Source organism: Amycolatopsis sp. NPDC026612, assembly GCF_040638285.1.
Lineage (GTDB): Bacteria > Actinomycetota > Actinomycetes > Mycobacteriales > Pseudonocardiaceae > Amycolatopsis.
In genome coordinates this window covers 210,596-230,145 of record NZ_JBEZYB010000007.1, presented here as the reverse complement: position 1 = coordinate 230,145, position 19,550 = coordinate 210,596, and the positions used below count along the sequence as shown (strand labels likewise).

Below are 19,550 nucleotides of genomic sequence, written 5' to 3'. Positions count from 1 at the left end.
CGCACCTACTTTCTACGCCGTGAGGCGGGGCACTTCAAGTGCGCGGACGGGTGCACCGGTACAGAGGCTGGATCGGGTGACATCGGCACCCTGCGCGACGGACAATTCGGGGCTGGGCCAAGCAAAGTGCCTGCCGTACCGCCGTGTGGGTGGCGGGGAGCCTCTAGCGGGACCGACGACGGCGGCTGAGGCTGTACCAGGTCGCGCCGGCGGCCACCGCGCCGACACCGAGCGCCACCATCCCGGCCGACCGCGCCGGGAGCCGGGTGCGCAGCGACATCGGCCGCTCGAAGGCCAGGATCGGCCAGCCGCGGTCGAGGGCCTCGCGCCGCAGGAGCTTGTCCGGGTTGACCGCGTGCGGGTGCCCGACGACCTCGAGCAGCGGGATGTCGGTGCTCGAATCCGTGTACGCGAAGCACTCGGCGAGGTCGTAGCCGTGGGTGGCGGCGAGCTGCTTCGCGGCGACGGCTTTGTTGGCGCCGTAGCAGTAGAAGTCGACTTCACCGGAGTAGCGGCCGTCGACGATCTGCATCCGCGTGGCGACGCTCCGGGTCGCGCCGAGCATCTCCGCCACCGGCGTGACGACCTCTTCGCCGGTCGCTGACAGCACGATCACGTCGTGCCCGCCCGCGCGGTGGCGCGCGATCAGTTCGGCCGCCTCGACGTACACGAGCGGGTCGACGACGTCGTGCAGGGTCTCGCGGACGATCGCCGAAACCTGGGCGACGTCCCAGCCGGCGCACAGCGCGGAAACCTCGGCGCGCAGCCGCTCGGTCTTGTTCTCGTCGGCGCCGGCGAGGGAGAACACGAGCTGCGCGTACGCGCTGCGCAACGCGGCGCGACGGTTGATCAGTCCTTCTTTGAGGAGGGGCTTGCTGAACGCCAGCGCGCTCGACGAAGCGATGATCGTCTTGTCCAGGTCGAAGAACGCGGCCACCGCGTGCTCCGGGCCCGGCTTCCGGATGCGCGACGGCGCGCTGCTCGGTTCGGCCACGTGCCCAGGATAGGGCTTGCCCGGACCGTGTCCGGTGATCCACCGCGCGCGCGTCGCGACGGACGGAAAATCCATTACAGGCAGGCACTTCGGGCGCGCTGTGCCGTTATCGAACTGTGTGCCTCATCCGGCGCGCGAACCGGCGCTGGGCGGAGTTACAGTGAGGGAGCCCGGTGTCCAACCGGGCTGGTTCAGTCCGACCCCCCGGGGCTGAACCCACGGCGGCCCCCGTCCCTCCCCCCTGGCGGGGGCCGCCCTCTTACCTTCGGCTTACCTTCCCGGAATCCGTGACGCCTACCGGATTCCGGTTTTTCGTGACGGCTCTCCAGCCGTAAGCCGTCTTCTTGCCTTCTGCTTACCTTTCTCGATTTCCGGTGCCGTCCGAATCCCGGTTCGCGGAATGTTCGAGTGCGGATATCCGGGCCTGTTCCCGCCGCAGATGCGTCGCGGGCGGGGGCGCGATCATGCCACACCGCACCGACAGAACCGGCCCGCGAGCCGGGCCAGGAGCGGAAGTTGTCCACAACACCCCGGTTGTCCACAGTCGGCCGCCCGACCCATTGTGCCGCCCCGCCCCGCCCGCGACGGTGGAAGCCGGGCCACCCACGGCCCGCACCGACGACGGGGGAGGAACGCATGACGGGGGAACGACCGCTGGTGATCGCCGCGGACGAGACAGTGCTCGACGAGATACTGCGCGTGGCCGCGGTCGCGGGCTGCGAACTCGACCGGGCACCGGATCTGACCGCGGCGACCGGGCACTGGGCTCGTGCGCCGCTGGTGGTTCTCGACGAAGAAGCCGCACGGCTGCCACCCACAATGCCCCGTCGCGGCGGGGTCCTCCTGGTCTGCAAGGGCAGCCCGGGGCCGGCGACGTGGGAGCACGCGTTCCGCGTCGGCGTCGAGCGCGTGATCTCGTTGCCCGACGAGGAGACGGCACTCGCCGGCGCGTTCGCCGACGTCGTCGAGACACCTGCGGAGCAACCCGGGTTGGTGCTCGGCGTGGTCGGCGGCCGGGGCGGCGCGGGCGCATCCGTGTTCGCCGCGGCACTGGCACTGGCGGCCGACCATGATCCGGGTGGCGCGCTCCTGGTGGACTGCGACCCGCTGGGCGGCGGCCTGGATGTGTTGCTCAGCTTGGAAAAGACCCCCGGACCACGCTGGCCGGACGTGCGGCTGAGCGGCCGCGCATCGGTGTCGTCGCTGGCTGCGACCCTGCCGCGGCGAAGGCATCGCGGCGGCAGCCTCCCGGTGCTCGCGTGCGGCCCCGAAGGGCCGGGCCCGGCGGTCGAGTCGCTGTCGGCGATCCTTTCCGCTGGTCGCCGTTCGGGCCGCACGGTCGTGTGCGACCTCCCGCGCACCCTCGGTGAGGCGGCCGAGGAGGCGGTGGCCAGAGCCGACCTCGTGATCCTGGTGGTGCCGCTGGAGTTCCGCGCGTGCCTGGCGGCGAAACAGGTGCTGCACCGGCTGTCGACACTGACGGCCCGCCTCGGTGTGGTCGCGTGTGGACGGTCGAGGAGCGGTGTCCCGGGCGTCCGGACGGCCGGGCTGCTGGGGCCGCCGTTACTGGCCTCGATGCCCCCGGAGCGTGGCCTTTCGGCAGCTGTCGAGCGCGGCGAGTTCCCGGCCAAACCGACGGGCCCGCTGGCGTCGGCGGCCACCCGGGTTCTGACGGTGGCCCGCCGCGAAGCCCAGGCGGCCGCCCGATGACCGCACCCGCCGGCCTCCGCCCCGCGGGTGGCCCGATCCAGGTGGGCGAGCTCCTGCTGCCCACGCTCGTGGTCCTGGTGAGCCGCGGCCCGGCAAGTGCGGAGAGCTTCTCGACGTTGCTGCCGTCACCGAGACCACACCTGAAGACGCGCCCGTCACCCGGCACCCGCGTCACCGCATCTCATTGCCGCACTTCCCTTGCCAGGCAGGTGAAATCGTGACTGCCGACTTCGTGGACCGCGTCCGCAACCGCCTCGCCGGCGACCGCCGCCAGGCCGACCCGGTCGCCGTCGCCACCGCCGTACGCGCCGAAGCAGGCGGCGTCCTCGGCCACGACGCGGCGCTCGACGCGGCCCGCCAAGCGCGCGACGAGTTCGTCGGCGCCGGCCCGCTGGCGCCGCTCCTCGACGACCCGTCGACCACCGACGTGCTCGTCACCGGCCCGGACGAAGTCTGGACGGACGGCCCGGAAGGCCTCGTTCGCACCGGCATCCACTTCACCGGCGAAGAATCCGTTCGTCGACTGGCGCAGCGCCTCGCCCTCGCGGCAGGCCGCCGCCTCGACGACGCACAGCCCTATGTGGACGGCTGGCTGCCCGGCGCCGGCCCCCACGGCCGGATCCGGGTGCACGCCGTCCTCCCGCCGATCGCGGCCGGCGGCACCTGCCTGTCCCTGCGCGTCCTGCGCCCGGCGACCCACGACCTCACCACGCTCGGCGAACTCGGCGCCTTCGACGAGGCCGGCGCGAAACTCCTCCGCACCGTCGTTTCGCGGCGGATGGCGTTCCTCGTCACCGGGGGCACGGGCGCCGGCAAGACCACGCTCCTGGCCGCGCTGCTCGGCGCGGTCGACCCCGGCGAACGGATCGTCTGCGTCGAGGACGCCGGCGAGCTGCAGCCCGCGCACCCGCAGTTCGTGGGTCTCGTCGCCCGCCCGGCCAACGTGGAGGGTGTGGGCGCCGTCGGCCTGCCCGAGCTCGTGCGCCAGGCGCTGCGCATGCGGCCCGACCGGCTGGTGGTCGGCGAGGTCCGCGGGGCCGAGGTCGGCGCACTGCTCACCGCGCTGAACACCGGCCACGACGGCGGCGCCTGCACCGTCCACGCCAACTCCCCGGCCGAGGTGCCCGCCCGCATCGAGGCACTGGCCGCGCTCGGCGGCCTCGGCCGCGAAGCCGTGCACAGCCAGCTCGTCGCCGCGATCCGCGTGGTGCTGCACATGCGACGCGAGCCAGGCGGCAGGCGACGCCTGTCCGAAGTCGGCGTGCTCCGCGCCGAACACGGCCGGGCCCGGGTCGTGCCGGTGTGGCGTGCGGGCAGGTGGACGGTCGACCGGCACCTGTTCACGATGTCGGGGGCGATCGCGTGCTGAGTCTCCAGCTGGTGCGCATCTCCTTGCTGGTGAACGTTTTCCCGCGGCGGCGAAGGAGGCGGCGATGATCACCCCGTGGTTCCCGCTGTGCGTGGGCGCGGCCCTGACGTGCTGGCCCGCGGCGCCGAACCGGCTCCAGGCGGCGATCGAGCCGCCGGTGACCGTCCGGATCCCCGAAGTCTGGCGCGTCGTCCGCTGGCTGCTCCCGGCCGCGCTCGCCGGCTTGCTCGCGGGAGCCGGCGGCGCGATCGCCACCGGCGTACTGACACTGGCGTGGAGCCAGGAGCAGCGAGCGCACCGCCGGGCCACCGCGGACCTGGCGATGGCCGCGCACACCGCCACAGCGTTGCGGACGATGGTGGCCGAACTCCGGTCCGGAGCTCACCTGGTCACGGCAGCGGAAGCCGCCGCGGACGTGGTCCCGGCCGTGGCGGGCGACCTCCGCGCCTTGGCGACGGCGGCCCGGCTTGACACCGAGTTGCGCGCACCGGCTCTTCCGTACCTGGCCGACGCCTGGACGCTGGGCAAGCGCCACGGCCTCCCGATGGCCGACGTCCTCGACGCGGCCCGCCGCGACGCCGAAGCCGGCTTGGCGTTCGCCCGCCGGATGCGAGCCAAGCTGGCCGGGCCGCGGGCGAGCGCGGCGGTGCTCACCGGACTCCCGGTGCTGTGCGTGCTGCTCGGCCAGGTCATGGGCGCGGCCCCGCTACCCGTGCTGACCGGCAGCACGCCGGGCCAGGTGCTGCTGGTCGCCGGGTGCGTCCTGCTCTGGGCGGGGACGGCGTGGTGCCGAGCCCTGGCCGGACGGGTGCGGATCCGGTGAACACGGCCGCACTCCTGTTCTTCGCTGGCGCGTTGCTGAGCTGGCCGGACGACGTCGTCGTGCGGCGCTTCGACCGGCTGGCCGACGGACCGGAACCGGTCGGAAAGGGGCACCGCGCGGTACCGCAATTCGCGGCGGCAGCGTCCGGCGTCTCGGCAGCGTTGCTGGTCGGCGGAGCCGCCGGGGTGGGCGTGGGCGCGATCGTGGCCGCAACCGGGTGGTGGGCGATCCGCCGCACCCGGCGTCCGCGACCACCGGTCATGGACATCGCCGCCAAGCTGCGGCTCGCGGGAACGCTCGACCTCCTGGCCGCTTGCCTGCGCGCCGGGCTGCCGGTTCCTTCGGCCCTGGACGCCGTGGCCGGCACCTCGCCGGCCGCGGCGAGGACGGCCTTGAGCTCGACAGCCGGTCTGCTCGCCCTCGGCTCCCGGCCGGACGAGGCCTGGGCGCCGGTGCGGGCCGTCCCGGGCCTCGGCGAGCTGGCGGGCGCGGCGATCCGGACGTCGCGCTCCGGCGCGGCGTTCGCCACGGCCGCCGGCGACCTCGCCGGACGTCTGCGCGACGAGCTGGCCACCGAAGCCGAGGAACGCGCCGAACGGGCCGGGGTGGTGCTCGCTCTGCCGGTCGGGCTGTGTTTTTTGCCTGCGTTCTTCTGCCTGGGCGTGCTGCCGGTCGTCCTCGGTCTCGCCGGACGGCTCGGCCCGCTCTTCTGACCACGGACATGTACTGAAGGGAAACCCCATGCGCGCGTTCCACCGCCGGCCCCGCCCGGACGACGGTTCCACGACGGTCGAGTACGCCATCGTCACTGTCGCTGTCGCGGCCTTCGCCGCCGTCCTGTACAGCTTGCTCACCGGAGACTCGGTCGTCTCGTGGCTGACGAACCTGGTCATGAAGGCTTTGTCGGTGCCGTCATGAGACGCGGGGACGAAGGCTCGGTGACCGTCGAGGCAGCGCTCGGCTTGGCCGGCTTGACCGTGGTGACGGTCTTGCTGGTCGCGGGCCTCACGGTGCTGACGAGCCAGCTGCGCTGCACGGACGCGGCGCGCGAGGCTGCGCGGTTGCTGGCCAGTGGCCAGCCCGACGAGGCAGCGGCCGCGGTCCACGAGATCGCTCCACCGGAAGCAAGTCTCGCGGTCGAGCACATCGGCGACGAGATCACGGTCCGGGTAACGGCCCACCCGGCGGCCGGGCTCCTCCCGGCAATCCACCTGAACGCAACGGCATACGCGGTGGCCGAGCCAGGCACGGAGGCGTCCAATGCCCGAGGCTGACCGGCGGCAAGGCCCCGGGTGCAGGCCGGACAGCGGAGCGGCCACGATCTGGACGGCAATGGCGGTAGTAGCCCTGACGGGCGTGGCGCTCCTGGCCTTCTGGCTGGGATCGGCGGTCATCGCGCGCCACCGAGCCGAGTCAGCGGCCGACCTGGGCGCGCTGGCCGCGGCGTCCCACGCGAGTGAAGGCCCCGCCCCGGCGTGCGAACGCGCCAGACGGATCGCGGACCGGATGGGAGTGACGCTCCTGTCGTGCCGATGGCAGCACCTCGACGCCCTGATCGAAGTCGAGGCGCACGGCCCCGCCCTCGCCGGCCTCGCGCGCCCATCTGCCCACGCCCGCGCCGGACCCACGGACGAACCACCATGACCAGCCACGGCTGCGCAGGTGGGCGCCCCTCGGCGGCACGCGCAGGGGCGCGCCCGCTCCGGACCATGGCCGGCCACGGCTGCACCAGCGGCCTGACTCGCCACGGGCATTCCTGCCAGCGCGCCCACGCTGACCTGCAGGCGCCGAGCATGGCCGGCCACGGTCGGCGGCGCACAGCTGGTCCGCCCGCTCCGGACCGTGGCCGACTACGGCCGCACCGGCGGCTGACTCACCACGGTGCATTCGTGCCTGCACTAACCCGCCTGGCCCGGACCAATGGCCGGTCACGGCCGCACCGGCGGCCTGACTCGAGCCGCCACCGTGGCCGGCCACGGCCGCGCAGTTCGAGGCCGACCAGGCCCGTTCATCCCGCCGGACCGTGGTCAGCCACGACACGCAAGTGAGCGGCGGCCTACCAGCCCCGGCCGGCCCACCAGCGCGGCGACCGTCCCTTACCGGCGTCCGGCTGGACTGCGATAGCACGCAGCCCAGCTGCCCGCCGCCCGCGACAGCACGCCACCGCCACCCACGTCCATCGCGACCGCCCACCGGGCCACGCCCAGCTGAACCGCCCGTCGGACGCCGACCGGTCGGTATGCCGCGATGACCGGCTGTTCCGCCAGGCCGGACGATGAGCGGCCGATTGTCACGGGCAGCGGTCGCTGGTGCACGGCGAGCGGTCAAATTGGCTGTTCACCTGGGCCGAACCGAGGCACCGGGGCCGCCGGCTGCGCGCCCGGCACCCGCCACATCCTGGGGTTTCTCGCGACGAACGGTCCCTGTGCGGGCACCGTTCACCGTCGATCCGCGCCGGGGGGTTCGGTCGGGCCGTACGGGTCACTGGGCGTTCATCGCCTCGTAACCACCGGTTGTCGCGTGGGGGTTCCGGGCAATGTGCAACTTGCCGTTAAGTGAGATGTGCGACACCGCGACAGGGTTTAGCGGGCCGCGGCGAACCGGAACTTGAAGGCAGGAAACACAATGTTGGACGCGAATTGGCCGGACAGCTGGCGCGGTGCCTTCCGCATCGAACTGCGGGCGGAGGCGATCGGTCTCGCCTGGCGCGGCTGGCCGGTGCTCCCGGGCGTCAACCCCGCTCCGCTCGCCGAGGGCGACGACCTCACGTGGCGCCGTCCCGTTCCGGCCAGTGACACCTGGCGTGAGCAGCTCGGCACCCACGCCCACGAGGTCGCCACCTGGTTCTCCGACCGCACCCACAGCCTGCTCGTCGCCACCGGCACCGTGCTCGACGCCATCGAGGTCGACGACGACCTGGGCAAGCGCGCCTGCCGCCTGCTGCGTGCCCTCGGCCACCCCGCGCCCATCATCGCGCTGCCGAACGGCCGCTGGCTCTTCCTCACCACCGTCGCCGACCACGTTCCGGCCGAGCTGGCCGCGCGCGCCGCCATCCAGTGGCACGGCAAGGACAGCTACATCCCGCTGCCGCCTTCGCCGTTCCAGCACGGTGTCGTGCACTGGCGCGTCAAGCCCGAGGTCTGCGGCTGGCAGCTGCCGGACGCCGCCGAGGTGCACGACGTTCTCGTCCGCGCCTTGGCCGGCGAGCGCTCCCCGCAGCTGGTCCAGTCCACCGCGGCCTGAACCACCCGAACCACCGCCGTCGGCCGGTCCCAGCCCGGCCGAGGCGGAGCAGGACACAACTCCATGAGCCACCAGGTGGCCGTTCTAGGCGCCGTGTTGACGCAACGCCCCGAGCACGGTTCCGAGAACAGCCACCGCCCCCGCCTTGTCCAGCGGATCGTTGCCGTTCCCGCACTTCGGCGACTGGACGCAGGACGGGCATCCCGTCGGGCACTCGCAGGAGACGATCGCCTCCCGCGTTGCGGCCAGCCACGGGACAATCGCGGCATAACCGCGTTCGGCAAATCCCGCACCCCCGGGATGGCCGTCATGCACGAACACCGTCGCCTCCCCGGTGTCTTCGTGCCACGCGGTACTCACCCCGCCGATGTCCCAGCGGTCGCACGTAGCGAACAGCGGTAGCAGGCCGATCGCCGCGTGCTCGGCGGCATGCAGGGCACCGGGGACGCGTGCCGGAACCAATCCGGCACCCCCCGGTGTCCTGCCACCCTCGTAGGCGGGCCCCCGACCGCTCACCAGGGTTTCCTCCCCGGTCCCCACCGGCCCCGCAGATTCGGTCCCCACCCGATGGCCCCCGGTCCCCGCCTTGCCATCGGATGAAGCGCCGCGCGCGAGCAGCTCCGCGGAGACCGTGTACCAGACCGCGCGGGTGCGCAGGCTCTGCTCCGGCAGGTCGAGCGGCGTGTGGTCCAGGACCTCCCCGGACGGCCGCCGTCGCAGGTAGCCGACCACCTGCGACGTCACGGCGACCTCGCCGAGACAGACGCTCACCCCGCCGTAGTCCTGCTTCTCCTGGGTGCTCAGCACCGAGATGTCCACGATTTCGCGCGGTGTCGTCGTCCAGTCGGGGTTCTCCGCGTGCACCAGCGCGAGCCCGGTTTCCAGGTCCAGCTCGTCGACGACGTACGACGACCCCTGGTGCAGGTACACCGCGCCGGGGTGCACGGCGAAGCACGCCGAGCCCGGGTCGACCGTGCCGAGCATCCGGCTGGAGTCCGCCTCGACCACCGCGATCTGCTCGCCGCCGGTCCCGCGGATGCCGACCTCGGCGTGCGGCCGGTCCCGCGAAGTCCAGTACCAGCCGCTCGACCGGCGCCGCAGCAGCTTCTGTTCCACCAGCTCGGCGAGGACGTCCTGGGCCGCCGAACCGCCGAACACCTCCAGCTCGGAGAGCGTCAACGGCAGCTCGGCCACGGCGCACGCGAGCTGCGGCGCCAGCACGTACGGGTTCGCCGGATCCAGCACCGCCGATTCGACCGGCCGATCGAGCAGTGCCGACGGGTGGTGCACCAGGTAGGTGTCGAGCGGATCGTCCCGCGCGACGAACACCACCAGCGCCGAGTCGCCGGAGCGGCCCGCCCGCCCGGCCTGTTGCCAGAACGAAGCGAGCGTGCCCGGGTAGCCGGCCAGCACCACCGCGTCCAGCCCCGCGATGTCGACACCCAGTTCCAGGGCGTTGGTCGTCGCCACCCCCAAAAGCCGCCCTGACAACAAGGCCGCTTCGAGCGCGCGACGCTCCTCGGGAAGGTAGCCGGAACGGTACGCGGCAACGGTTTCCGTCAGGGCAGGATCCACTTCGGACAAGATGCGACGCGCACCCAGCGCGGCCAGCTCCGCGCCCCGCCGCGACCGGATGAAGGCCAGTGACCGCGCACCCTCGACGACGAGATCGGCGAGGATCCGCGACGTCTCCGCGCCGGCCGAGCGCCGGACCGGCGCGCCGTTCTCCCCGGTCAGCTCCTCCAGCAGCGGCGGTTCCCACAACGCGACCGTCCGGGCTCCGCGCGGCGACGCGTCCTCCGTCACCGCGACACACGAAACCCCCGTCAACCGCGAAGCGAAGTCGGCCGGTGAAGCCGTTGTCGCCGAAGCGAGCACGAACACCGGTGAAGCGCCGTAGTGCTCGGCCACCCGCCGAAGCCGGCGGAGCAGCAGAGCGACGTGCGAGCCGAAGACGCCGCGATAGCTGTGGCACTCGTCGACCACCACGCAGCCGAGCCGCCGGAAGAACGTCGCCCACCGCCCGTGCGCCGAGAGGATCCCGCGGTGCAGCATGTCCGGGTTGGTGAACACCCAGTTCGCGTGCGCGCGCACCCAGTCGCGCTCCGCCATCGGTGTGTCCCCGTCGAACGACGCCGCCCGCACGCCGGGCACGTCCAAAGAGGACACGGCGCGCAGCTGGTCCGCGCCCAGCGCCTTCGTCGGAGACAGGTACAGCGCGTTCGCCTTCTCGCCCGCGGCGAGCCGGGACAGCACCGGCAGCTGGTAGGCGAGCGACTTGCCCGAGGCCGTCCCGGTCGAGATCACGACGTGACGGCCCTCGTACGCGTGCGAAGCCGCCTCGGCCTGGTGCGCCCAGGGCGCCGAGACGCCGCAGTCACGCAGCGCAGCGACCACCGCCGGATCCACCCACGACGGCCACTCTGCGTAGCGCGCGGCGCGACCCGGCAGGTCCGCGACGTGCGTGACCGGGTGCTCGCGCGCCGGGATGCCGGCGGTCACCCGCCTCAGCAGCCGCTGCCCACGTGAATCGTCCACCCGCCGAGCTTGGCACAGGGGTCCGACAGTTCCGGCATCCCCAACTGCGCCAACGGATCGACGCGAGAGTGATCGATCAAGTGAGGAGCCTCACAAGGTAACGGAATGTACCGTCACCGGGACGGCGTGAAGACGCTGGTTGCGATACCAATACACTCCCGCAATCCACACCCTCTGTGGTGAGCGTCATGTGAGACGTGCGTTGCTGCCCGGCTAGCGTGTCGCTCCGTACAGGGTCCATGCCAGCGCCGGCCGTGTCGAACCCTCGGCCTGCCGTCGACGCTGGCGCACGGCGACGTCTCCTGGAGGACGAATGTCACGGCAGTTCCTCGCGGAGGGCGCAGGCACTATTGCGCTCTCCGGAGGTGGCTACACGATTGTCGGTGTAGTCGCCGTGGTCGCGCTTGCCGCACTCGTCATCGGCTACGTCCTGCTCAAGGAGGTGCTGGCCGCAGGCCAGGGCACCGCCAAGATGCAGGACATCGCCAAGGCGGTGCAGGAAGGCGCGGCCGCGTACCTCAAGCGGCAACGGAACACCCTCGCCATTTTCGGCGTGATCGTGTTCCTCCTGCTCTTCGCACTTCCCGCCGACGACTGGAACGAGAAGATCGGTCGTTCGATCTTCTTCCTGGTCGGCGCGGTGTTCTCGTTCGCGATCGGGTACCTCGGCATGTGGCTGGCGACGCAGGCGAACCTGCGCGTGGCCGCCGCGTCGCGCGAGGAAGGCGGTCGTGAGATCGCGATGCGCGTGGCGTTCCGCACCGGTGGTGTCGTCGGCATGATCACCGTCGGCCTCGGCCTGTTCGGTGCCGCGGTCGTCGTGCTCGTCTACACCGGCCAGGCGCCCAAGGTGCTCGAGGGCTTCGGCTTCGGCGCGGCCCTGATCGCGATGTTCATGCGTGTCGGCGGCGGTATCTTCACCAAGGCCGCCGACGTCGGCGCGGACCTGGTCGGCAAGGTCGAGCAGGGCATCCCGGAGGACGACCCGCGCAACGCCGCGACCATCGCGGACAACGTGGGCGACAACGTCGGCGACTGCGCCGGCATGGCCGCGGACCTCTTCGAGTCCTACGCCGTCATGCTGGTCGCCGCGCTGATCCTGGGCAGCACCGCCTTCGGCGTGCACGGCCTGATCTTCCCGCTCATCGTGCCGGCCATCGGTGTCATCACCGCGGTCATCGGCGTCTACATCACCAAGGCGCGCGCCGGTGAGGGCGGGCTGGTCACGATCAACCGCTCCTTCTACATCTCCGCGGTCATCTCCGCCGTGCTGTCGGCGATCGCGGCGTTCGTGTACCTGCCGAGCAGCTTCTCCGACTTCGGCGCGGGCTTCGAGAACTCGGGCAACCCGGCGGTCATCGCGACCATCGCGGTGATCATCGGCATCGTGCTCGCGGCGGTCATCCTGAAGCTGACCGGCTACTACACCGGCACCGAGTACAAGCCGGTCAAGGACGTCGCGCAGACGTCGGAGACCGGCGGCGCGACCGTCATCCTCTCCGGCATCTCGGTCGGTTTCGAGTCCGCTGTGTACACCGCGCTGGTGATCGCCGCGGCCGTGTTCGGCGCGTACCTGCTGGGCGGCGGCGTGGCGCTGTTCGCCGTGGCGCTGGCCGGCACCGGTCTGCTGACCACCGTCGGCGTCATCGTCGCGATGGACACCTTCGGCCCGGTTTCGGACAACGCGCAGGGCATCGCCGAGATGTCGGGCGACGTCGACGAGAAGGCCGCGCAGATCCTCACGGAGCTCGACGCGGTCGGCAACACGACCAAGGCCATCACCAAGGGCATCGCGATCGCGACCGCCGTCCTCGCGGCGACCGCGCTCTTCGGCTCCTACTCGGACGCGATCACCAAGACGCTGTCGGGCATGGGCAACGGTGTGGCCACCGGCATGGACACGGCCAAGTCGTTCGTCAACTCGATCGTCAGCCCGAACACGCTGGTCGGCGTGATCATCGGTGCGGCCGTGGTGTTCATGTTCTCCGGTCTCGCGGTCAACGCGGTGTCCCGGGCCGCCGGCGCGGTCGTCTACGAGGTGCGCCGCCAGTTCCGCGACATCCCGGGCATCATGGAGGGCACCACCCGCCCCGAGTACGGCAAGGTCGTCGACATCGTCACGCGCGACTCGCTGCGTGAGCTGACGACGCCGGGTCTGCTGGCGGTCTTCGCCCCGATCGCGGTCGGTTTCGGCCTGGGGACCGGCGCGCTCGCCGGCTACCTGGCCGGCGCGATCGCCTGCGGCACCCTGATGGCGATCTTCCTCGCCAACTCCGGTGGCGCGTGGGACAACGCGAAGAAGCTGGTCGAGGACGGCAACCACGGTGGCAAGGGTTCGTCCGCGCACGAGGCCACCATCATCGGTGACACCGTGGGTGACCCGTTCAAGGACACCGCCGGCCCGGCGATCAACCCGCTGATCAAGGTGATGAACCTGGTCTCCGTGCTGATCGCGCCCGCCGTCGTGCAGTTCTCGATCGGCCCGGACGAGAACACCGCGGTCCGCATCATCATCTCGCTGGTCGCGGTCGCCATCATCGTGGCGGCGATCGTGGTGTCGAAGCGCCGGGGGACGGTTCTTTCCGACACCCCGACGGAGATCAAGGCCTGATTTCCGGTTCCTGGCGGCCTCGGGCCCGGTGCGCGGCGACGCGTGCCGGGCCCGGGGTTTGCCCGGGTCCGGTCAGGTCATCCCAGAAAGGCCTGGCGACTTGCGAAGCAGCACCGAGTCGGTACCGTCGGGGCTGCCGGGACGGCGTCGGGCAGGAGGTGTGCGGGTGCGGCAGCGGTCCACCGTTTTCGCCGCTCTGACCACGATGATCGCCCTCGGTATCGCCGGGTGCGGCCAGCCGTCCGCGGTGCAGCCGCCGCCGCGGGACCAGGGTCTGTCGGTGACGACCGTGGTGCCCTCGGCCGATCCTGCGACGACGTGGGCGAACAGCTATTGCGAAGCGGTGACGCACCTGGTCCGCGCGCTCGCGGCGCTGCCCGCCGTCGATCCGAGCACGCCCCAGCAGGCGTCCCGGACGTCCAGTGATCTGCTTGCGTCGGTGGTCGGCGGGCTCGACCAGAGCCTGGCCGGGCTGAACGCGCTCGGTGCGCCACCGGTGCCGTCGGCGGACGGCGGCCGCAAGGACGTCATCGCGCAGTTCGCCGAAATCCGCACACAGGCCGAGAACGCTCGCCGGCGCATCCAGGCGGTCCGCGGCGACGCAGCGGCGACGAAGGCGGCCCTGGGCGAGGCCAGGGCGACGCTCGACCGCATCGACGCACTCGACTACCTCAAGGGCCTCCGGAACGTCCCGGCCCTGGCTGCGGCGGAACAGCGCGCGCCAGGCTGCCACGAGCTGGATCAGCCTGCCGGCTGAACCTCGGCGTGAGGCTCGCCACCAATCGAACTTGTGTTCTAGGATGGCGCGGTGGATCGGACGATCTCGCTCTTCTCCGCCGAGGCGAGCGGGCCGGGCCTGGGCGACCTGGCCGGCCTGCTGTGCTGCCACGGCCAGATCACCGGCTTCGGGCGCACGGCCGCCCGGCTGTCCGTGGTCGTCGATGAGCCGTGGCGGGCCCACGTCCTGCTGCGCGAGTTGCGCTGCCGCGGTGCGGACGCCCAGGTGTCGAAGGCCGACTGCGGCCGCCCGCAGGTGCGCACGTCGTTCCGGGTCGACCTGCTCCCGCTGGCGGTGCGGTGGCTGCGTGAGGGCTGCGCGGGCCCCGTCGAGGCCGACTCGGGCAAGACGGTGCCGGCCGGGTTCCGGCTGAGCGGCGCGATGCTGCGGATGTGGGCGCTGGCCGGCGGCCGTCCGGGCACCCAGGGCTACCTTCTGGGCGTCGATCCGCTCGCCCCCGGCATGCACGAGCGGCTGGTCGAGGCGCTGACGCCGTTGGGTGTCGCAGCGAAGCTGACCGGTCCGAAGGCCGAGGTCCCGGCCGTCAAGGTCACCGGGAAACGCCGGTTGGAGGCGCTGCTGGAGCTGATCGGGGAGCCGCCACCCGGCGCCGAGGCAGCGTGGCCGGGCGCCGCGCCGGAACCGGTCCCGCACCCGGAGGCCGTGACGAGCACGGCCTGACCGGGTGCGAGAGCCGATCAGGGCCGGGGCAGCGTGCAGCCGGCCTGCGTGAGCGCGATTTCGTTGGCGGGGGTGAGGCAGGCCGGGATGCCGTACGTCTCCTGGCCGTAGTTCGTCTTGTAGTGCACCGTGACGGTGCCGGCCTGGTCGACCTCGCACGGGTTGTTTTCCGTGCAGCGTTCGCCGTCCTCGTTGCCGGTGTTGTTCACGCCGACGACCTTGCCGCCGGAGATGACCGGCGAGCCCGAGGTGCCGCCGATCGTCTGGCAGGCGGAGGTGTAGCGGATCGAGTCCTTCCAGGTCCAGCTGCCCTCCTTCAGCCGGTAGACGAAGCCGTCGACGTTGCAGGAGTAGACGCGCTTCCAGTAACCCGAGACGACGTCGATCGCGGCACCGGCCGACGGGTGGACGTTGGACAGCTCCAGCGGCGAGATCCCGTAGTTCGCCTTGATCTGCGCGTAGGTGGTGGTGAGCTGGTAGAGCGACACGTCGGTGTCGGTCATCGTGCCGTAGACGATCTTCTTGGCCCGGAGCGTGGCCTTGTTGCTGCCACTGGCGGTGAGCAGCGTGAACGTCCGGCTGGAAGCGCGGTTGGTGATCACCTGACCCGGCGCCGGGAAGCCGGTTTCGAGGCAGTGCCCGTTGGACATGACGAGCGCGGGCGCGGTGTCGGGCGTCGCGGCCGGCTTGACCACCGACCCCGAGCAGTTGGACAGGGCCACGGTACCGGCGAAGTTCGCCGCGGCGGCGTTCGCCGGAGTGACTCCCAGTAATACTGTGGCGGTCACGGCGGTGAACAGGGCGCCGAGCAGGCGTCGGGTCATGGCGGGTCCTTTCGGCTGGACGGGGAAACCAGTGAAGCGGTGACATCCCCGCGCCCACCACCGTCGAACGGAGGGTATCCGGACGGTCACCCGCTAGGCTGCGCAGGACGTGGCCGAAATCACGTGGCGGGTACGTTGGGGAAACATCGCCGAGGTCAGCGGCGATGCGCTGGGCACAGGACCGGCGGCGTGTTGGGCCACCTCCGCGCCGTCCGGCCCGCAACAGCGTGCACACTGACAGGTCGAGACGCGGGCCCGAGCCCCACGGGGCAGGACCCGGTGCAGTCCCGCGGTGGCGGGACGAGATGAGCGGAGAGCAGGACAGCGTGGCAGGAGCACGGACCAAGAAGGACGGAGCCGGGGCGGACAACGGCGCCGGGCACCGGCGGCTGGTGATCGTCGAGTCGCCGACCAAGGCCCGCAAGATCGCGCCCTACTTGGGCGGCGGTTATGTCGTCGAGTCCTCCGTCGGGCACATCCGCGACCTGCCGCGTGGTGCCGCCGACGTGCCCGCCCAGTACAAGGGCGAGGCGTGGGCGCGCCTGGGCGTCGACGTCGACAACGGCTTCAAGGCCCTCTACGTGGTGACCCCGGACAAGAAGTCCAAGGTCACCGAGCTCAAGAACCTGCTGAAGGACGTCGACGAGCTCTACCTCGCCACGGACCCCGACCGCGAGGGCGAAGCCATCGCGTGGCACCTGCTCGAAACGCTGAAGCCGAAGGTCCCGGTCCGCCGGATGGTCTTCCACGAGGTCACCGAGCAGGCCATCCGCGCGGCCGCCGACTCGACCCGTGAGCTGGACGTCGACCTGGTCGACGCCCAGGAGACCCGCCGCATCCTCGACCGCCTCTACGGCTACGAGGTCTCGCCGGTGCTGTGGAAGAAGGTCATGCCGAAGCTTTCGGCGGGCCGCGTGCAGTCGGTGGCGACCCGGATCGTGGTCGAGCGCGAACGTGAGCGGATGCGCTTCACCTCGGCGTCGTACTGGGACATCTCGGCGACGATGGACGCAGGAGAAGAGGCCTCGCCGCGGAACTTCCCCGCGCGGCTCGTCGCCGTCGACGGCGCGCGCCTGGCCACCGGCCGCGACTTCGGCTCGGACGGTCAGCTCAAGGCGTCGAACAACGAGATCCGCGTGCTGGCCGAGGCTGACGCGCGGCGCCTGGCCGAAGCGCTGAAGCAGCGTGACTTCAAGGTCTCCAGCGTCGAAGAGAAGCCGTACACGCGGAAGCCGTACGCGCCCTTCATGACCTCGACGCTGCAGCAGGAGGCGGGCCGCAAGATGCGGTTCACCTCGGAGCGCACGATGCGGATCGCGCAGAAGCTGTACGAAAACGGCTACATCACTTATATGCGTACCGACTCCACGACGTTGTCGGAGTCGGCGATCTCGGCCGCGCGCAGCCAGGCCACGCAGCTGTACGGCAAGGAGTACGTCTCGCCGTCGCCGCGCCAGTACACGCGCAAGGTGAAGAACGCGCAGGAAGCGCACGAGGCGATCCGGCCGTCGGGCGAGGTCTTCCGCACGCCGGGCCAGGTCGCGAGTGAGCTGGACACCGACGAGTACCGCCTCTACGAAATGATCTGGCAGCGCACGATCGCGTCGCAGATGGCGGACGCCAAGGGCACCACGATGTCCGTGCGCATCGTCGGCAACGCGACCTCGGGCGAGGAGTGCACTTTCGCCGCTTCGGGCCGCACGATCACCTTCGCGGGCTTCCTGAAGGCGTACGTCGAGGCGGTCGACACCGAGACCGGTGGCGAGGCCGACGACAAGCAGAGCCGCCTGCCGGTGCTGGAGAAGGACCAGGACCTCACCGCGACCGAGCTGAGCCCGGACGGCCACACCACGTCCCCGCCGGCGCGGTACTCGGAGCCGAGCCTGGTCAGCAAGCTGGAAGAGCTCGGCATCGGCCGTCCGTCGACGTACGCGTCGATCATCAAGACGATCCAGGACCGCGGCTACGTGTGGAAGAAGGGCTCCGCGCTCGTTCCCTCGTGGGTCGCGTTCGCCGTGATCGGCCTGATGGAACGGCACTTCGAGCGGCTGGTCGACTACGACTTCACCGCCGGCATGGAGGACGAGCTCGACCGCATCGCCAACGGCGACGAGCAGCGCGGCCAGTGGCTGTCGAAGTTCTACTTCGGCGGCGACATGGGCGTCGACGGCTCGATCGGCCGCCTGGGCGGGCTGAAGAAGCTGGTCGAGGGCAGTGTCGAGGACATCGACGCCCGCGAGATCAACTCGATTCCGCTGTTCAGTGACGCCGACGGGCACACCGTCGTCGTCCGCGTCGGCCGCTACGGGCCGTACCTGGAGCGTGAGGTCGACGGGAACTCGCAGCGCGCGAACCTGCCGGAGGACCTGCCGCCGGACGAGCTCACGCAGGAGATCGCGGAGAAGCTGTTCGCGACCCCGCAGGAGGGCCGCACGCTGGGCACCGACCCGGTGAGCGGGCACGAGATCGTCGCGAAGGAAGGCCGTTTCGGGCCGTACGTGACCGAGGTGCTGCCGGAGATCGAGATCCCCGAGGACGCCACGGCCGCGCAGAAGAAGTCCGCCAAGGCGAAGGCGCCGAAGCCGCGGACGGGCTCGCTGTTCAAGTCGATGGACATCGAGACCATCACGTTGGAAGACGCGCTGAAGCTGCTTTCGCTGCCGCGCGTGGTCGGCAAGGACCCGGAGTCCGGGGACGAGATCACCGCGCAGAACGGGCGCTACGGGCCGTACCTGAAGAAGGGCACGGACTCGCGTTCGCTCTCGACCGAGGACCAGCTCTTCTCGATCACCCTCGAAGAAGCGCTGAAGATCTACGCGGAGCCGAAGCAGCGTGGCCGGTCGGCGACGGCGAAGCCGCCGCTCAAGGAGCTCGGCGAGGACCCGGTGTCGAAGAAGCCGATGGTGGTCAAGGACGGCCGCTTCGGCCCGTACGTGACCGACGGCGAGTACAACGCGACGCTGCGGAAGGGCGACGAAATCGAGTCGCTGACCGCGGAACGGGCGTCCGAGCTGCTGGCGGAGAAGCGGGCCAAGGGGCCGGCGCCGAAGCGGAAGGCGCCCGCGCGCAAGCCGGCTTCGACGACGGCGAAGACGGTCAAGGCGGGCACGACCAAGAAGGCGGCCGCCGCGAAGTCGACCGCGACCAAGCGCGCGAGCTCGACGGCGACGAAGGCCAAGTAAGACCGCTCATGAAGGCCCCCGGTGCGCCGGGGGCCTTCATGGCGTCCGGCACACTTTCAGGTGACACCTCGAACGGATGTTCGGGAAATTGTCGGTGGTCCCGGGTTCCATGAACGCGTGACCAAGACACCACGCACCGTGCACACGGTGACCACCAAGATCCTCAAGCCGGTCCGCGCGGCGGCCGCCGGGAGTTCCACCGCCGCGGACCTGATCGAATCGCTCCCCGGATTCGCCGGCAGCGGCGGCGTCTGCGGCGTCGCCGTCGCGGTGTTCGACGAGCCGTGGACGTCGGCGTTCTTCGACGACCGGACGCGGTTCGGCATCGCCGGGGACGGTCTGCGGCTGTCCGGGCCTTCGCCGGGCTCGGTTGCCGAGTTCCTCCGGCTGGCGTTGACGCGGCTGCCTCCTGTCCCGCCGGCGCCGGGCGAGGGGCTGTACCTCGACGCGGACGAGCGCGGGGTGCTCGAGCCCGGGCAGGAGTGCCTGGTCTTCGACCTGCTGGACGACCTGCGCCTGCCGCGGCTCGGCACCGTGCAGCTCGACATCGCCTGCGACGGCTCGCGGCGTCCGTGGGAGATGGTGGCGTTCGTCGACGACGAGCGCGGCCGTCACCTCGCGGTGCTGGGCAAGCGGCGAGGGGGCCATCGCCGGTTCTGGTGGCTGCCCGGGACCGTGGGCCGGCTCGCGGAGTTCGTCGAGGGGCGGGTGCCGGAGCATGCCTGAGGCGTTCGCTGACCGCTTACCGACCGATGTCACCCTCTCGAACACGTGTGCGAGAAATTGTCGGTGCCAGG

At 71.4% G+C, this 19,550-nt stretch carries 16 protein-coding genes; 13 read left to right on the top strand and 3 right to left on the bottom strand.

The window, feature by feature from the left end; genetic code table 11:
* Positions 1-163: 163 nt before the first annotated feature.
* The gene (locus AB0F15_RS10835; RefSeq protein ID WP_360268473.1) at positions 164-994 is read right to left on the bottom strand and encodes an HAD family hydrolase; all 831 of its coding nucleotides are present in this window, start codon (positions 992-994) and stop codon (positions 164-166) included.
* Between the two features lie 636 nt (positions 995-1,630).
* On the opposite strand from AB0F15_RS10835, the gene ssd reads away from it, so the two are divergent.
* The 8 genes from ssd (at position 1,631) to AB0F15_RS10795 (ending at position 8,139) form a co-directional block, all read left to right on the top strand.
* On the top strand, positions 1,631-2,704 hold the full coding sequence (gene ssd / locus AB0F15_RS10830; protein ID WP_360268470.1) for a septum site-determining protein Ssd: 1,074 nt from the start codon (positions 1,631-1,633) through the stop codon (positions 2,702-2,704).
* A 217-nt stretch (positions 2,705-2,921) separates the two neighbouring features.
* On the top strand, positions 2,922-4,073 hold the full coding sequence (locus AB0F15_RS10825; protein WP_360268467.1) for a TadA family conjugal transfer-associated ATPase: 1,152 nt from the start codon (positions 2,922-2,924) through the stop codon (positions 4,071-4,073).
* A gap of 64 nt (positions 4,074-4,137) precedes the next feature.
* Positions 4,138-4,896 (top strand): type II secretion system protein, encoded by a 759-nt coding sequence (locus AB0F15_RS10820; RefSeq protein WP_360268465.1) that lies wholly within the window; start codon positions 4,138-4,140, stop codon positions 4,894-4,896.
* Complete coding sequence (locus tag AB0F15_RS10815) at positions 4,893-5,609, top strand: type II secretion system F family protein (protein ID WP_360268462.1); 717 nt, start codon at positions 4,893-4,895, stop codon at positions 5,607-5,609. Before AB0F15_RS10820 ends, AB0F15_RS10815 begins: the two co-directional genes overlap by 4 nt.
* Positions 5,610-5,637: 28 nt before the next feature.
* Positions 5,638-5,814, top strand: coding sequence for a DUF4244 domain-containing protein (locus tag AB0F15_RS10810; RefSeq protein WP_360268459.1), 177 nt, complete (start codon positions 5,638-5,640; stop codon positions 5,812-5,814).
* Between the two features lie 20 nt (positions 5,815-5,834).
* The gene (locus tag AB0F15_RS10805) at positions 5,835-6,170 is read left to right on the top strand and encodes a TadE family type IV pilus minor pilin (protein ID WP_360268456.1); all 336 of its coding nucleotides are present in this window, start codon (positions 5,835-5,837) and stop codon (positions 6,168-6,170) included.
* A complete protein-coding gene (locus AB0F15_RS10800; protein WP_360268453.1) occupies positions 6,157-6,540 on the top strand; it encodes an Rv3654c family TadE-like protein in 384 nt (127 codons plus the stop codon). The genes AB0F15_RS10805 and AB0F15_RS10800 overlap by 14 nt, the downstream gene beginning before the upstream one ends.
* A 981-nt stretch (positions 6,541-7,521) precedes the next feature.
* Entirely contained in the window at positions 7,522-8,139 is a 618-nt protein-coding gene (locus AB0F15_RS10795) for a bifunctional DNA primase/polymerase (RefSeq protein WP_360268450.1), read from the top strand.
* An 84-nt stretch (positions 8,140-8,223) separates the two neighbouring features.
* On the opposite strand, the gene AB0F15_RS10790 is transcribed toward AB0F15_RS10795, so the two are convergent.
* The gene (locus tag AB0F15_RS10790; RefSeq protein ID WP_360268618.1) at positions 8,224-10,641 is read right to left on the bottom strand and encodes a DEAD/DEAH box helicase; all 2,418 of its coding nucleotides are present in this window, start codon (positions 10,639-10,641) and stop codon (positions 8,224-8,226) included.
* A 349-nt stretch (positions 10,642-10,990) separates the two neighbouring features.
* Between AB0F15_RS10790 and AB0F15_RS10785 the strand changes: the two genes are divergently transcribed.
* From AB0F15_RS10785 to AB0F15_RS10775, 3 genes are all read left to right on the top strand, one after another.
* Complete coding sequence (locus tag AB0F15_RS10785; protein ID WP_360268447.1) at positions 10,991-13,288, top strand: sodium-translocating pyrophosphatase; 2,298 nt, start codon at positions 10,991-10,993, stop codon at positions 13,286-13,288.
* A gap of 166 nt (positions 13,289-13,454) precedes the next feature.
* A complete protein-coding gene (locus tag AB0F15_RS10780) occupies positions 13,455-14,045 on the top strand; it encodes a hypothetical protein (protein ID WP_360268444.1) in 591 nt (196 codons plus the stop codon).
* Positions 14,046-14,096: 51 nt separating this feature from the next.
* Positions 14,097-14,747: a hypothetical protein gene (locus AB0F15_RS10775; RefSeq protein ID WP_360268441.1), complete on the top strand. Its 651-nt coding sequence runs from the start codon at positions 14,097-14,099 to the stop codon at positions 14,745-14,747.
* Positions 14,748-14,764: 17 nt separating this feature from the next.
* On the opposite strand, the gene AB0F15_RS10770 is transcribed toward AB0F15_RS10775, so the two are convergent.
* Complete coding sequence (locus AB0F15_RS10770) at positions 14,765-15,571, bottom strand: serine protease (RefSeq protein ID WP_360268438.1); 807 nt, start codon at positions 15,569-15,571, stop codon at positions 14,765-14,767.
* A 305-nt stretch (positions 15,572-15,876) separates the two neighbouring features.
* Between AB0F15_RS10770 and topA the strand changes: the two genes are divergently transcribed.
* Entirely contained in the window at positions 15,877-18,753 is a 2,877-nt protein-coding gene (topA, locus tag AB0F15_RS10765; protein WP_360268435.1) for a type I DNA topoisomerase, read from the top strand.
* A 117-nt stretch (positions 18,754-18,870) separates the two neighbouring features.
* Positions 18,871-19,479, top strand: a complete 609-nt coding sequence (locus tag AB0F15_RS10760; RefSeq protein ID WP_360268432.1) for a hypothetical protein — start codon at positions 18,871-18,873, stop codon at positions 19,477-19,479.
* Positions 19,480-19,550: the final 71 nt, after the last annotated feature.